Genomic DNA, 15602 nt, shown 5'->3' with positions numbered 1-15602 from the left:
CGTAGGGTGGATGACGCCTTTTTCATCCACCATCGCAGTTGGTGGATGGGTGAAGCGTCATCCACCCTACGCAGTTCTCTTGGCTCGGATGAAATCCGGAGGCTGACCTCAATCCAGCGCAACGCCTTCTGCCGGCGGGCAATCGAGGTGCGGGCAGTTGTCGCACATTTCCATGGCCAACTGGTTGCGGATGCAGCAGGTGCGGCGCTGCCGCCAGGGCGTCTGGCCTTGGCCCTGCTCGATATAGCGCACCGGCTCGAACAGCGGGTTGCGCGAGCCGTCCGGGCGTAGCCGGGTTTCCAGCAGCGCATGGCCATGGGCCAGGGTCGCGGCGGGAAACGGCAAACGGCCCAGGGTGCTCATAAACCATTCGACATAGTTGCCGGCATTGCTCCACAGCACCCGTGGCGCCACCTTGCGGTAGCGGTTGAGGGCGGCGATAAAGGGCGCGAGGTTGTCGTCCAGCAAGCCGGAAAAACGCTCGAAACCATCGCTCGGCGGATTGCTCCAGCGCTCGCCCTCGCCAGGCAGCTTGAAGGCTTCGGGCAAGCCATCGGCTCCCACCACCACCTCGATCGCATCGAAATCCAGCGGCAGCCGCCAGTTGAGAATCAGGCCTGCCGCCAAAACAGGCGGTATCAGGCGCAAAAAGTAGTACTTCGACCAGAGCGACAGCAGCGCGCGGCGGTCGCCATCGGCATGCTCGGGGCCGAAACGCAGCAGCCATTCCTCCAGCCGCTGCGGCTCGACAAAGTCCCGCGCCGGCACGGCCGGGCGGGGATCGTCGCTCAGGGTCAGCACGTCGCGATAGTGGGCGAACTGGCCCTGAAACAGCGGAGCAATGGCTGGGATCAACGGCAGTCTCTCGTCATGCGCAGGCACTGGCAGGGGTATGCGGTCGGCGGCCCTGTTCCAGCAGCGCGTCCACCACTTCCTGGGAGCGTACCGAAAGCACCGACAACAGGGTATCGCTCAGGCCGTGGCTGGCCTCGCAGCAGCCTTGCAGGTAGATATTGGGGAAGAACCCGGCCTGGGTCGGCAAGCGGTAGTGGCGCTCGACTTCGCCTGCGGCCAGGTAGCGGCTGACACCTTCGAGCAGGCGTTGATGGCCGTCGCGGCGGTAACCGGTGGCGAGCACCACGCCGTCGAACTCACGCACCTCGTTGTGCCCGCGGTGACTGTCGCTGAGGTTCAGACGAATGCCCTCGGCGCCGACCTCGACCCCATGGATATGCCGGTTGGCGAGCAGCCGCTGAGTGCTGCGTCCGGTGATGGACTGCTGATACAAGCCCTGGTAGATGCGCTCGATCAGGTCCAGATTGACCACCGAATAGTTGGTATGGGCGTGGGCGCGGATCAGCTCCTGGCGCACGGCATGGGGTTGCTGGTAGATCAGGTCGGTGTACGAGGGGTCGAAAATCTCGTTGACGAAGGGGCTGTCGTCCGCCGGACGCAACGCCTGGCTACGCATGATCAGGGAAACCTCGGCCTGCGGGAAGCGCCCGGTAAGGTCGCTGAAGATCTCCGCCGCGCTCTGCCCGGAACCGATCACCGCCAGGCGCTGGGGCTGCTCGCGATCGCCATGGAGGCTATCGATACGTTCCTGATACTGCGAGGAATGGATCACCCGCGGCTCGTCGCGCAATGGCCGAAACGCCTCGGGAATCGCCGGCATGCCGCCGATGCCGACCACCAGGTTGCGGGTAATCCGCGCGCGGGTACGGCCGTCGGCGTAGCGGGAAATCACTCGCAGGCGCTGTACCTCGCCCTGCTCCTCGATCGCCTCGACGGCTATCACTTCCTCGCCGTAATGCACGCGCTCGGCGAAGTGGCCGGCGGCCCAGCCCAGGTAGTCGTTGTACTCGACGCGCGAGGGATTGAAGCTGCCGATATTGATAAAGGGCTCCAGGCGGCGCTTCTGGTGCAGGTAATTGATAAAGGTGAAGCGGCTCGCCGGGTTGCGCAGGGTCGCCAGATCCTTGAGGAAGGAGATCTGCATGCGGCTGTCTTCCAGCAGCATGCCGCCGTGCCATTCGAAGGCCGGCTTCTTTTCCAGGAAGCAGTAGCGCAGGCCGCCTTCGCGCACCCGTCGGTCCTCTTCCAGGGCTACGGCAATGGCCAGGTTGGCCGGGCCGAAACCCAGGCCGATTACGTCGTATTCCAGTGTTTCAATACTCATGTCTGGCACCGATTCTGTGGTCTGTGGCTGGTAATGGGACGCCGTGCGTCCCGCCTAACCTCATCAGTGGCCGCGTTATGCGCGGCTCGTGTTATTGCGGCACGCCTCAGCTCAGCAGAGCGGGCAGCGCGCAAAAAAAGTCTCCCGCTCCAGCACCATCAGCGCGGCGCGTTTATGCGGAAAGTCGAACTCCTTGTGCTTGGCGAAACCCAGCGCCTGCAGGTGCTGGATCATCCGTGCGTTGTCAGCGCGCGGCTCACAGACGATGCGCTGAGTGCGCGGCTCGTCGAGAAACAGGTAATGCACCAGGGCGCCGAGCCAGGCGGCGACCTTGTGCGGGCCGCGGTGGGCATCCTCGCCGACCAGCATATGGATGCCGCGGTCGTAGTCCTCGGCCGGGTAGAAGGGCGCGATGCGATCCTCCTTGGTCCAATAGGCTTCGTAATAGGCGAAGGGCTGCTCGTCGAAGGCACCGACCAGGGTCAACACCCGCGGGTCGGCGGCCAGGCTTTCGAGGTAAGCGCGATGCTGCTCGAGATCGCCCTGCTCCTGCCAGAATGCCGCCACCCGCGGGTGGTTCTGCCAGCGATTGAAGCGCTGCAGATCGCCCTCGACATCCAGGCTGCGCAGGGAAATCCACGAGCCGATACAGGCATCGAAACGTCGATAGACTTCGCCGGCCGGCTTAGGCGCGCGCCGCGGATGACGCCGCCCGCTCGGATGCATGACCAGGCTCTGCGGATAACCGGCGCTGGCCGGCGCGCGCAGAAAGCGCCCCGACAGTTGCCAGAACATGCTGCGCTCGATCAGCCACAGACCTTCTGCGTCGCCTGCCACCAGCAAGCCGCGCGCCAGCAGCGCCGGGTCGACTGCGTCGAGCATCAACACCACGGTCTGGCAGGCGGCATCGCCGGCGAAGCAAGCGTATGCCAGCAGTTCGAGGGCTGCGGCCTGGGCCTGCAAGGGCAGTTCCACAGGTTGCAGCACTTGCCGGGCACCGTGCTGCAGGCGGCGGGCCCGCAGCAGCGGCTGCTCGTCCAGGCGCAGGGCCAGGCAATCGCCATCGTCGGCCAGGCTCAGGCGCTGCCCATCGGGCAACGGCAGGCTGCGGGGCGGCTTACCAGGCATAGCTGGCACTGGCGATAACATTGCGACGGTTGCCGTACCAGCAGTAGTAGTCGCAGGCGGTGATGTATTCCTTGTCGGTCAGGTTGTTGGCATTGAGCTGAACCCGGAAGTTGTCCCAGTCGTAACTGACCATGCCATCGAGGATGGTGTAGGACGGCACTTCCAGGGTTTCGCTGTTATCCCCATAGCTGGAGCTGGTGTGCCGGGCGCCTGCGCCGAAGGCCAAGCCATCGAGCGCGCCGCCACGAACCCGGTAACGCGCCCAGATCGAGGCCATCTCGTCGGCGACGTTGGCCGGGGTCTTGCCTTTTTCCGCCGCGCGGGTGGTTTTGGTGGTCTCCGGGTCGAGCTTGGTATAGCTGGCCACCAGGCTCAGGCTCTCGGTCACGTTGGCTTGGGCTTCCAGTTCGATGCCGCGGCTGCGCACCTCGCCCAGCTGGGTCTGAATCCCTCCGGTCAGGGTTTTGCGGACGTTTTCCTGGGTCAGCTCAAACAGTGCAACGTTGAACGAGCCATCGAACCCTGGCGGCTGATACTTCAAGCCCAACTCTTTCTGCTCGCCCTGCTCCGGCTCGAACGGCTCGCCAGTGCTGGTATTCAGATCGGTAACCGGCAGGAAGAATTCGGAATAGCTGGCATAGGGCGTCAGGCCGTTGTCGAAGATATAGGCAACACCGGTGCTCCAGGTGAAATCCTCGTCGCGGACATTGAAGCCGACACCGGTGCTGTCATTGTCGAAATCGGTGCGCGACTTGTCGTAACGCCCTCCCAACAGGAAGACCCAACGGTCATCGAGCTTGAGCTGCTCCTGGAAGTAAAAACCGATCTGATCGGCGCGGGTCTGTTTGCGCTGCAATGCGCCGGGATCGATCGCCTGACCATAGGTCGGGGTAATGGTGCCGACGATGGGCAAGGTCACTGGGCCGGCATGCTTGGGGTTGTAGATGTCCAGCAACGGCACGCTGGGGAAACCGGCGTCGCTGGCCGGGCTGCGATCGTCGATCTTCAGCTGCTGGTAGTCGACGCCGAGCAGCAGGCTGTTCTCCCAGCCATTGCCGATCCAGTTGCCGAGCAGGCGGTTGTCCACCGAAACGTTGTCCGCCTGGCCGTCGCGGTAGGTCAGGCCACGGGCGATCAGGCGCTGGCTCGGGTCGAGACCGGGGAAGGAATCGTTGACATAGCCGAGGCTGTAGAGCTGACGCAGCTCCAGATCCATATGGCCGTAGCGCAGGTTCTGCTGGAAATCCCAGGCATCGCTAAGGCGATGGTTGAATTCGTAGCCCAGGGTGTACTGGGTGCGGTTGAACTTCTCGTAGCCGGGGTCGCCGACCGCGGTATCGCTATCGATCTTGCCGTTCGGGTTAGGGGCGATGGTGCCGCTGGAAGGGAGAAACTGCAGCTGCGGGTCCGAGTTGTCCTTCTGGAAGCTGGCCAGCAGAGTCAGGGAAGTATCGGCATCGAAGTTCATGGTCAGCGACGGGGCCAGCAGCAGGCGTTCGGCGTCCACATCGTCGACCTGGGTGCCGGTGTCGCGGCTCAGGGCCACCACGCGATAGAGCAGGTCGCCCTGCTCGTCGAGCTTGCCGCCCACATCCAGACTCAGCTGCTTGCGCTCGTAGCTGCCGTATTGAACGCCAATTTCATTCTTATGCTCGGCGCTCGGGCGCTTGCTCTGCAGATTGATCAGGCCGCCAGGCGGGGTCTGGCCGTAGAGCACCGAGGACGCGCCCTTGAGCACCTCGATACGTTCGAGCATAAAGGGGTCGATCTGCCAGCTGTAGAAGGCGCTGGAGTAGATGCGCGAGCCGTCCATAAACAAGCCGTTGTTGGCCTGCTTGAAGCCGCGGATGATAAACCAGTCCTGCTTGTTGTCCTCGCCATAGAAGCCCGCCTGAACGCCCGGCACATAACGCAGCGCATCGCTGACGGTCTGTACGTTGCGGTCGTCCATCTGCTCCTGGGTGACCACCGAAACCGAGCGCGGGGTTTCGTTGAGCGGGGTGTTGATCTTGGTCGCGCTGCGGCTGTTCTTCGCCACATAGCCCTGGTCTTCGCCGACCGGGCTGTCCAGCTCGCCGGTGATGCGCATGCTCTCCAGTTCGACGGGCTCATCCGCCGCCTGCAGCGGGCTGGCCAATAATGCCAGGGCATAGCCCATGGCCAGCGGCAGCTGCGCCTTGTTGAATGGGCACTTTGACAACCGGTACTTCGCTAAGCGCTGCATCAAACACTCCCCAGATAAAATACTAATCAGAATTGTTCTCATTAACTAGAACTTCCACCACTAAGACGAATGCCGGCGCAGAAAATTTAGCGATTCGTCGATATATTTTCCCCCAGGCCCTCAGCTCAGCGCCGCCAGGTAGCGGCTTACCTGCTCCAGGGTCTGCGGCGAGCGCACTATGCCCAGGTGGTCGGCCTCGATCAGGCTATGGCTGGCGGCGCCGCCGAGCGCCCGTTCCAGGCCCTGCTGCAGCAGCGCGGCGCGTCCTTCCGGCCGGCTCGCCCACCAGCAATGCGGACGCACCTTGACCGTCGGCAAGGCATAACCGGCGCATAGGCGGCGCATCTGCTGCTCGACCGACCAGGCGAACAGCAGCTCCTGCAGACTCTGGCTGGCCACGGCATCCAGCCCCTGCCCCAGCAGCCACTGCTTGCAGGCCAGGGGCCAATCCAGCGGTGGCAGCGGCTCGAGCCGCGCCAGCAGATCGTCCAGCGCCCCTGCCGAGAGTTCCGGCACCAGCAACCTCAGGTGCTCGCCGAGACGTGCGCGGGCCTGGGGATGGCGGCTGTCGTCCTCGGGAATTTCCGTGCCGGGCACATAGCAATCCAGCAGGCCGAGAAAGGCCACGGTCTGGCCGCGGGCTTCCAGGCGCGCGGCCAGTTCCAGCGCCAGGCTGCCGCCCAGGGACCAGCCCAGCAGGTGATAGGGTCCCTCGGGCTGCTGGCGCAGCAAGGCGGCGAGATAAGCATCGGCCATCTCGCCCAGGCTCGCGTCGCGCCATTCGGAGTCGACAAAGCTGCGGCACTGCAAACCGAATACCGCGCGCTGGCCTTCCAGCCTGGCCGTCAGCGGCTGGTAGCCGGTGACCCGGCCGGTGACCGGGTGCGGGCAGAACAAGGGCGCGGCCGACGGGCTCTGTCGCGACAGTTGCAGCAATGGCGCCGGGCCTGCCCCTGCTGCCGTCCCGGCCAGGTCGAGCAGCGCCAGCAGCTCGGCGCGATAGGCCGCGGCCAGCGCCTGCACCGTGCTTTCGTGCAATTGGCTGGGCGCGTACTCCCAGACCAGGCTGAGTTCGCCGTCGAACACCTGGCCATTGACCGTGAGCAAGCTGCCCAGGGGGTTGCCGGCCGCCTGTTGCGCGCCACCGCCCGCCAGCGGGCGGAACCAGCCGGTGGCTTCACCGCCGGCATATTGGCCGAGGTAGTTGAAGGTCACCTGTGCCTGCGGCAAGGCCGCCAGGGCGGCTTGTGCGGCCGGCTCGCCGAGCCAGCGCAGCGCGCCGTAACCGACGCCGCCGTTGGCGACTTGCTGCAGGTGCGCCTGCACGCCGGACAACTGCTCGCGCAGGTCGCCGACATGGGGCAGACGCAACGGGTAGAGGCTGGTGAACCAGCCCAGGGTGCGACTCGGGTCGAGCCCGGCGGCCAGCGGTTCGCGGCCATGCCCTTCCAGATTGACCCGCAGCGCACCCTGCCCGCTCCAGGCGCAGAGCGTGCGGGTCAGGGCAGTCAACAGCAGGTCGTTGATCCGCACGCCCAGGGCGCTCGGCACTTGGGTCAACAGGCGTTTGCTGCTGGCGCGATCCAAGCCGATGCGCACCTCGCGTTTTTCACCGAAGGTCGCCGTGGCCGCCGGCAGATCCTGGGGCAACGGCTGGTCGGGACCAGACAGGCGCGTGCACCAGTCGTCCAGTTCGGCGGCGGCCTGCTCGCTGCGTGCCCAGCTTTGCAGATGCTCGGCCCAGTCCTGGTAGGAACAGGTCTTGGCCGGCAATACTAGCGGCTGACCGGCGGCGAGGTGCTGGTAGGTGCGCGGCAGATCCTCCAGCAGCACACGCCAGGACACGCCGTCCACGGCCAGGTGATGAATCACCAGCAACAGCCGATCCGCCTGACCGGCCTGGCGCAGATAGAGCGCACGCAGCAGTGGACCGTCGGCCAGATTCAGGCTGTGCTGCACTTCGTTGCACAACATCTCGGCCTCAGCGTCGCAGCCAACCTCACAGCTGAGCAATAACGGCGTGGTCAAGGCATCGTGGGCGGCATACCACTGGCGGCCCTCGGCGAAGCGCAGGCGCAAGGCGTCGTGATGCAGCACCAGCGCCTGCAATGTCTGCTCAAGCAGCGCTGGGTCGAGTGGGCGCTGCACCTCGAGGTACAGCGACTGGTTCCAGTGCGCCGGTTCGGCCTGGCTCAGGGCGAAGAAATGCGCCTGGATCGGCGTCAGCGGCAACTCGCCGCTGACCGGCCCCTGGGCCTGGGTCGACTCGCTCGCCGGCCGCGCAACCGCTGCCAACTCGGCCAGGGTTTGTTGCTGGAACAGATCCCGCGGGGCCAGCGCCAGGCCCTGCTGGCGCGACCGGCTAACCACCTGCAGCGCAACGATAGAATCGCCGCCCAATTCGAAGAAGTGATCCGTGCGCCCTACCCGCTCCACACCCAGTACCTGCTGCCAGATCGCCGCGAGAGTGCGTTCGTTGTCGCTGTGCGGTGCCTGGTAGTCCGCGCTTTGCCACTGCGGCTCCGGCAATGCGGCGCGGTCCAGTTTGCGCGCCGGGGTCAGCGGCAGGCTGTCCAGCTGCATCAGCTGCGCCGGCAGCATATAGTCCGGCAACTGCGCGGCCAGCTGCTGTTTGATCTCGCTCAGGTCCAGCTCGCCGCGGCCAACCAGATAGCCGACCAGCTGCTTGCCGCTCGGCGTATCGCGGGCCACCACCGCCGCTTCGGCGACCTGTGGCAGGGCCAGCAGCTGGCTTTCGATCTCGCCCAGTTCGATACGGAAACCGCGGATCTTTACCTGATGGTCGACCCGACCCAGGTAGTCCAGCGCGCCGTCTTCACGCCAGCGCACCAGATCGCCGGTGCGGTACATCCGCTCACCCGGCGCGCCAAAGGGATCGGGCAAAAAGCGCTCGGCGGTGAGATCCGGACACTGGTGATAACCACGGGCCAGGCCGACTTCACCACCGATATACAGCTCGCCAGCCACCCCAATCGGCAGCAGATTAAGTTCGCTATCCAGCACATAACAACGCCGCGGCCCGACCGGGGTGCCGATGGGGGCGTAAGCAGCCTCCAGCTGGTCGCCGGCAAAGGCTTCCCAGATCAACGGCGTGACCACGGTTTCGGTGGGGCCGTAGCCGTTGACGATGCGAGTGGGCTTTAGCACCCGCTGCATACGCTCGTAGGTCTCGCGGGTAAAGGCTTCGCCGCCCAGGGTCCAGGAACGAACATTAAGCGTAAGTGACTGCGACTCGATCCAGTCCAGCAACTGCAGCGCATAGCTGGGCGGGAAGATGGCGATGGTCACGCCTTCGTCCTGCAGCACCTGGCAGGTCTGCTCGGCGCTCCAAAGCTGCTGATCGCGAATCACCAGGCGGCTGCCAAAGGCCAGCGGCACGGTCCAGCGCTCCACCGCGCCGTCGAAGCTGATGGAGGCGAAATGCAGTTCCACATCCTCCGGGGTCATGCCGTAACGCTGGCCGATGGTTTGTACGTGCATAGTCAGGCCGGCGTGATTGACCGCCACACCCTTGGGCTGGCCGGTGGAGCCGGAGGTGTAGATCAGGTAGGCCAGATTGAGCGGATGCACTTCAACAGCCGGCGCTTCGCTGCTGTAGGCGGACAGGTCGAGCCTATCCAGACATAGCGTGTCCACGTCCGGCAAACGACCAACCAGATCGCTGCTGGTAATCAGCCACTTCAGGCCCGAGTCCTCGACCATATAGGCCAGGCGTTCGCGCGGATAACCAGGGTCCAGCGGCACAAAGGCACCGCCGGCTTTAAGAATGGCCAGCAGGCCGACGATCATCGAATTACCGCGCTCAAGCGACAGGCCGCCCCGCGCTTCCGGACTTACGCCGCGCTCGATCAGCAGATGGGCCAGGCGGTTGGCCTGGGCTTCCAGCTCGGCATAACTCAGACGCTCGCCGCCATGCACCAGGGCGATGGCCTCGGGGCGCAGACGGGCCTGCTCGGCGATCAGTTCGGGCAGCAGGCGCGCTGGGTTATGGGCTTGCTGGCACTGGTTCCACGCGGTCAGGCGTTGCTGGTCTTCGTCGTCGAGCAGCGGCAGGCGCGCCAGGGGCAGGTCCGCGGCCTGACACAGCTGCTCGAGCAGGCCGATAAAGTGGCTGGCCATACGCGCCACCAGGGCAGCGTCCAGGCGTTCGCGGGCATGGGTGAAGACCAGACGCAGCTCGCCATCGGCGTCTTCCTCGCTGTCCAGGGCCAGGTCGAAAATCGCGTGCGGCACATCCTGGGCCAGGGGCGTCAGGCGCAGGCCGGGCAGCCGGGCCAGGGCACCGAGGTCGCGCTTTTGGTGGTTGAACAGCACCTGAAACAGCGGCGTCTGGCCGAGGCTGCGTTCGGGGGCCAGGGCCTCGACCAGCTGATCGAATGGCAGGTCCTGATGCTCCTGGGCTTCCAGGGCGCGCTGGCGCACCTGGGCGAGCAAGGTGCGAAACGACTGCTGCGGGCTCAGTTCGGCGCGCAGCACCTGGGTGTTGACGAAAAAGCCGATCAGCGGCGCGATCTCGCCGCGCTGCCGGTTGGCCACCGGCACCCCGACGCGGATATCGCGCTGGCCGCTGTAACGCGCCAATAAGAGTTGAAAAGCCGCCAGCAACAGCTGAAACAGGGTCGCCCCTTCGCTCTGGGCCAGGGCGCGCAGCCGCGCCGACAGCCCAGCCGGCAAGGCTTGGCCCAGGCGCACTGCATGACGCATCTGCCCGGCCGCCTGGCGATAGGGCAAGGTCAGCACCGGCTGCTCACCGCCCAGGCGCTCGCGCCAGTAGTGCAACTGCCGCGCGCCCTCGCCCGCCTCCAGCCAGGCGCGCTGCCAGATGGCGAAATCGGCGTACTGCACCGGCAGCTCGGCCAGGTTCGCCGGCTGGCCCTGGCACAGCGCCGCATAGGCCTGGGCCAGCTCGGCGCTGAATACGCCAATCGACCAGCCATCGGAGACGATATGGTGGGTGACCACCTGCAAGCGCCATTGCTGGTCGTCCAGGCGCAGCAACTGCACCCGCAGCAGCGGCCCGCGGGCCAGGTCGAAGGCGCGCGCGGCCTGCTCGCGGGCCACGGCCTCAAGCTGCTGCGGCTCGCCACGCAGGTCGCGCTCCTCCAGCGCCAATGCGCCGGGCGGATCGATCACCTGACAGGGCTGACCGTCGCTTTCGACAAAGCGCGTACGCAGCGCCTCGTGCCGCGCCAGGATCAGCTCCAGCGCGCCGATCAGCGCCGCGCGGTCCAGCTCGCCCTCCAGGCTGAATGCGCCAACCATGTGATAAGCGCTGCTGTCGGGCTCCAGCTGGCCGATCAGCCACATGCGCTGCTGGGCGAAGGACAGCGGCAGGCGCTCGCCCCGCGGTGCCGGCACCAGCGGCAGCAGCTCGAAGCGGATGCCCTTGGCCTGCAGCAGTTCGAGAAAGCGCCGTTGCTCGGCCGCGCCCAGGGCCAGAAAGCGCCGCGCCAGGGCGGCCTTGTCGATCAGGGGATTGCTCACAGCGACTCCAATTCATCCAGTAGTGCGGCCATTTCGCGCAGCGCATCGTCGTCCTGCCCGGCGCTTTGCGGGGCCTGTTGCTGCAGCGATTCCGCCAGGGCGGCGAGGTTGTCCAACTCGAAGAAGGCCCGCAGCGGCACTTCCAGGCCGAGCTGCTGACGGATCTGCGCCACCGCCTGGGTGGCCAGCAACGAGTGCCCACCTAGCTCGAAGAAGTTGTCGTCGAGACCGACCCGCGGCACTTCCAGCAGGGTCTGCCAGATCGCTGCCAGAGCTACGTGCAGTTCGCCGACCGGTGCCCGATACTCGCGCACCTGCCACTGCGGCTCGGGTAGTGCGCGGCGCTCCAGCTTGCCGTTGGGCGACAGCGGCATATGCGCCAGGCGCACCAGGGCGGCCGGCACCATATGCTCGGGCAGCTGGGTTTTCAGCGCGGCCTTGAGCTCGGCCAGCCAGGTGGCGTCATCGGCCTCGGCCGACACCGCGTCCGCCACCAGATAGGCCACCAGCTGCTTGCCGAGCTGGGTATCGCGCGCCACCACCACCGCTTCGGCGACGCCGGGTTGGGCCAGCAGCAGCGCCTCGATTTCACCCAGTTCGACGCGGAAACCGCGGATCTTCACCTGATGGTCGATGCGCCCCAGGTAGTCGATGGCACCGTCCTCGCGCCAGCGCACCAGGTCGCCGCTGCGGTACATACGCGCGCCCGGCGGGCCGAAGGGATCGGGCACAAAGCGTTCGGCAGTCAGCTCGGGGCGGCCGTGATAACCGCGGGCCAGGCCGATACCGGCCAGGTACAGCTCACCCGGCACGCCCACCGGCACCCGGCTCAGTTGCGGGTCGAGCACATGCAGACGCAGGTTGGCGATAGGCCGGCCAATGGGCACCGCGTGGCGACCTTCGTCGACGCAGGTCCAGTGGCTGACATCGATGGCCGCCTCGGTCGGCCCATACAGGTTGTACAGCTGAACCTGCGGCAGGCGCTGGAACACCCGCGCCTGCAACTCGGCCGGCAGCGCCTCGCCACTGCAGACGATCTGCCGCAGGCTGCTGCAGGCCTCGAGCTGCGGATGGCCGACAAAGGCCTGCAGCATCGAGGGGACAAAATGCAGGGTGGTCACCTTATGGCGCTGGATCAGCTCGAGCAGACGCTGCGGGTCACGATGGTCACCCGGCGCGGCGACGGCCAGGCGCGCGCCGCTCATCAGCGGCCAGAAGAACTCCCACACCGAAACGTCGAAACTGAACGGGGTTTTCTGCAACACCGTATCGCCGCCATCCAGCCGGTAGGCCTCCTGCATCCACAGCAGGCGGTTGGCCAGGGCAGCGTGACTGTTGCCCGCGCCCTTGGGTTTGCCGGTGGAGCCGGAGGTGTAGATCACATAGGCCAGGTCGTCGGGGTGCAGCTTCAGCGCAGGAACCTGGGCCGATTCGTCGCTGCAATCCTCGCGGTCCAGACACAGGGTGCGCACCTGCGCCGGCAGCGGCAGCTCGGCCAGCAGCAGGCTGTGGCTAAGCAGCAGCTCGACGCCGGCATCCTCCAGCAGATAAGCCAGGCGCTCGACCGGGTACTCCGGGTCCAGCGGCACATAGGCGGCCCCGGCACGAACGATGGCGTGCAGGCCGATCACCAGCTCCAGCGAGCGCTCCAGGCTGATGCCGACCAGGCTGCCCTTGGCCACCCCGCGCCGGCGCAGGCGGTTGGCCAGGCGGTTGATTCGCGCCTCCAGCTCGGCGTAGCTCAGGCGCTGTTCGGCCATCAGCAGCGCTGTGGCGTCCGGGGTGCGCGCCGCCTGCTGGCTGATCAGCTCGGTGACCGGCACGAAGGCACCGTAATCGCGCTCGCTATGGTTCCAGGCGGCGATGCGCGCCTCCTCTTCCTGCTCCAGCAGCGGCAGCAGGCCGATGGCCTGATCCGGCGCGGCGCACAGGCCTTCGAGCAGACGCTGGAAGTGCCGCGCCATGCGCGCAATGCTGCGCGGTTCGAACAGCTCGCAGGCGTAGCTGATAAAGCCGCCAAGGCTGCCGTCGACGCCCTCCTCGGTGTCCAGGGCCAGGTCGAACTGGGCACCGGCCGCGCCCGGGTCGAAAGGTTCGACGCGCAGGCCGGGCCAGTTGCCGAGGGCACTGAAGTCGAGCTGCTGATGGTTGAAAGACACCTGGAACAGCGGGTGATGGCTAAGGCTGCGCTGCGGCTGCAGGGCCTCGACCAGTTGCTCGAACGGCAGCTCCTGATGGCTCAGGGCGTCGCGGCTGGCCTGCTGCAATTCGCCGAGCAACTGGCGGAACGGCTTGTTACCGGCCGGCGCGCCGCGCAGCACCAGGGTGTTGACGAAGCAGCCGAGCACGCCTTCGGTTTCCAGCAGGCTGCGCCCAGCCACCGGCACGCCGACGCGGATATCGTCCTGGCCGCTGTAGCGGTGCAGCAGGCTTTGCCAGGCCGCCAGCAACAGGGCGAACAGCGTGGCGTTTTCCCGCTGGGCCAGGGCGCGCAGTTGGCGGGTCAGGCCTTGCGGCAGGCTAAAGCGCAGACGCGCACCGCGCAGTCCGGTGCGCGCTGGGCGTGGGTGATCGGTGGGCAGTTCGAGCAGGGGCTGATGCTCGCCCAGAGCCTCGCGCCAGTACGCCAACTGCCGCTCGCGCTCGCCGCTGGCCAGCCACTGGCGTTGCCAATGGGCATAGTCGGCGTATTGCACCGGCAGGGCCGCGAACGTCGGTTGCGAGCCTTCGACAAAGGCCGCGTAGGCCGCGCTGAACTCGGCGATAAAGCGCTGCATCGACCAGCCATCGGAGACGATATGGTGCTGCACCAGCAGCAGCCGGTGTTCCTGATCGCCGAGGCGCAGCAGAGCCACGCGCAATAGCGCATCGCGGGCCAGATCGAAGGGCTGGGCCAGCAGTTGCCGGCCGATTGCCTTGGCCATCGCGTCGCGCTTGTGGGCCGCCAGTTCGCGCAGATCGTGCCGCACGATTATCTGCGGCTGTGCCGGCAGGATGTGCTGCAGCGCCTCGCCCTGGACCTCGACAAAACGCGTGCGCAGCGCTTCGTGACGGGCCACCAGCACATCGAAACTGGCTTGCAGCGCGCCTCGGTCGAGGCGGCCGTACAGCGCCAGCCCGGCCGGCATATGGTAGGCGGTGTTGTCCGGCTGCAGGCGGGCGAGGAACCACAAGCGGCGCTGGGCGTAGGACAACGGCAGATCCGCACCCCGCGGCAACGCGCGGATGCTCGGCAACTGCGGGTTTGGCTGGCCAAGCTGAGCAGCACAAGCCACCAGCAGCGGTGCCTCGAACAGCGCCTTGAGCGGCAGCGCCAGGCCGTGCTCGGCGCGCAGGCGCGAGACCACCTGGGTGGCCAGCAGCGAATGACCGCCCAGCTCGAAGAAGTGATCGCTGCGCCCTACCCGCTCCACGCCCAGCACCTGCTGCCAGATGGCGGCGAGCAGGCGTTCGTTGTCGCCCTGCGGTGCCTGGTAGTCCGCGCTCTGCCATTGCGGCTCCGGCAGTGCGGCGCGGTCCAGTTTGCGCGCGGGGGTCAGCGGCAGGCTGTCCAGCTGCAGCAGTTGTGCCGGCAGCATATAGTCCGGCAGCTGCGCCGCCAGCTGCTGTTTGATTGCGTTCAGGTCCAGCTCGCCGCGGCCGACCAGATAACCCACCAGCTGCTTGCCGCTCGGCGTATCGCGGGCCACCACCGCCGCTTCGGCGACGTGCGGATGGGCCAGCAACTGGCTTTCGATTTCGCCCAGTTCGATACGGAAGCCGCGGATCTTCACCTGATGGTCGACCCGGCCGAGGTAATCCAGGGCACCGTCTTCACGCCAGCGCACCAGGTCGCCGCTGCGGTACATCCGCTCGCCGGGCTCACCGAAGGGATCGGGCAAAAAGCGCTCGGCGGTCAGGTCCGGGCGCTGGTGATAACCGCGGGCCAGGCCCACTTCGCCGCCGATATACAGCTCGCCGGCCACGCCGATCGGCAGCAGGTTGAGTTCGCTATCCAGTACATAGCAGCGCCGTGGACCGACCGGGGTACCGATGGGGGCGTAGGCAGCCTCCAGCTCATCGCCGGCGAAGGCCTCCCAGATCAGCGGCGTGACCACGGTTTCGGTCGGGCCATAGCCGTTGACGATGCGGGTGGGTTTCAACACCCGCTGCATCCGCTCGTAGGTTTCCCGGGTAAAGGCTTCGCCACCCAAAGTCCAGGAACGAACATTGAGCGTCAGCGCCTGCGACTCGATCCAGTCGAGCAGCTGCACCGCATAGCTGGGCGGGAAGATGGCGATGGTGACGCCTTCGTCCTGCAGCACCTGGCAGGTCTGCTCGGCGCTCCACAGTTGTTGATCGCGAATCACCAGGCGGCTGCCAAAGGCCAGCGGCACCGTCCAGCGCTCCACCGCGCCGTCGAAGCTGATCGAGGCGAAATGCAGTTCCACATCCTCCGGGGTCATGCCGTAGCGCTGGCCGATGCACTGCACATGCATGCTCAGGCCGGCGTGATTGACCGCCACACCCTTGGGCTGGCCGGTGGAGCCTGAGGTGTAGATCAGATAGGCCAGATTAAGCGGATGC

General features: G+C 66.3%; 6 protein-coding genes. All 6 read right to left on the bottom strand.

The genetic code is table 11. From position 1 onward, the window contains the following. Positions 1 to 108: 108 nt before the first annotated feature. Positions 109 to 855 (bottom strand): siderophore-iron reductase FhuF, encoded by a 747-nt coding sequence (fhuF, locus tag R3355_RS07385; RefSeq protein WP_318960685.1) that lies wholly within the window; start codon positions 853 to 855, stop codon positions 109 to 111. Positions 856 to 868: 13 nt separating this feature from the next. Next, positions 869 to 2179: a lysine N(6)-hydroxylase/L-ornithine N(5)-oxygenase family protein gene (locus R3355_RS07380; RefSeq protein ID WP_318960684.1), complete on the bottom strand. Its 1311-nt coding sequence runs from the start codon at positions 2177 to 2179 to the stop codon at positions 869 to 871. 111 nt (positions 2180 to 2290) lie between these two features. Next, on the bottom strand, positions 2291 to 3307 hold the full coding sequence (locus R3355_RS07375) for a GNAT family N-acetyltransferase (RefSeq protein WP_318960683.1): 1017 nt from the start codon (positions 3305 to 3307) through the stop codon (positions 2291 to 2293). Continuing rightward, on the bottom strand, positions 3297 to 5531 hold the full coding sequence (locus tag R3355_RS07370; protein ID WP_318960682.1) for a TonB-dependent siderophore receptor: 2235 nt from the start codon (positions 5529 to 5531) through the stop codon (positions 3297 to 3299). Before R3355_RS07370 ends, R3355_RS07375 begins: the two co-directional genes overlap by 11 nt. Positions 5532 to 5651: 120 nt before the next feature. Continuing rightward, positions 5652 to 11036 (bottom strand): non-ribosomal peptide synthetase, encoded by a 5385-nt coding sequence (locus R3355_RS07365; protein ID WP_318960681.1) that lies wholly within the window; start codon positions 11034 to 11036, stop codon positions 5652 to 5654. Then, positions 11033 to 15602 (bottom strand): non-ribosomal peptide synthetase (locus tag R3355_RS07360; protein ID WP_318960680.1); only part of this gene is annotated, 4570 nt, incomplete at its 5' end. The genes R3355_RS07360 and R3355_RS07365, both read right to left, overlap by 4 nt.

This window comes from Pseudomonas sp., from assembly GCF_033723075.1.
Taxonomy (GTDB): domain Bacteria; phylum Pseudomonadota; class Gammaproteobacteria; order Pseudomonadales; family Pseudomonadaceae; genus Aquipseudomonas.
Note: the sequence above shows the minus strand (reverse complement) of the source record. Positions and strands in the feature narration are given on the sequence as shown.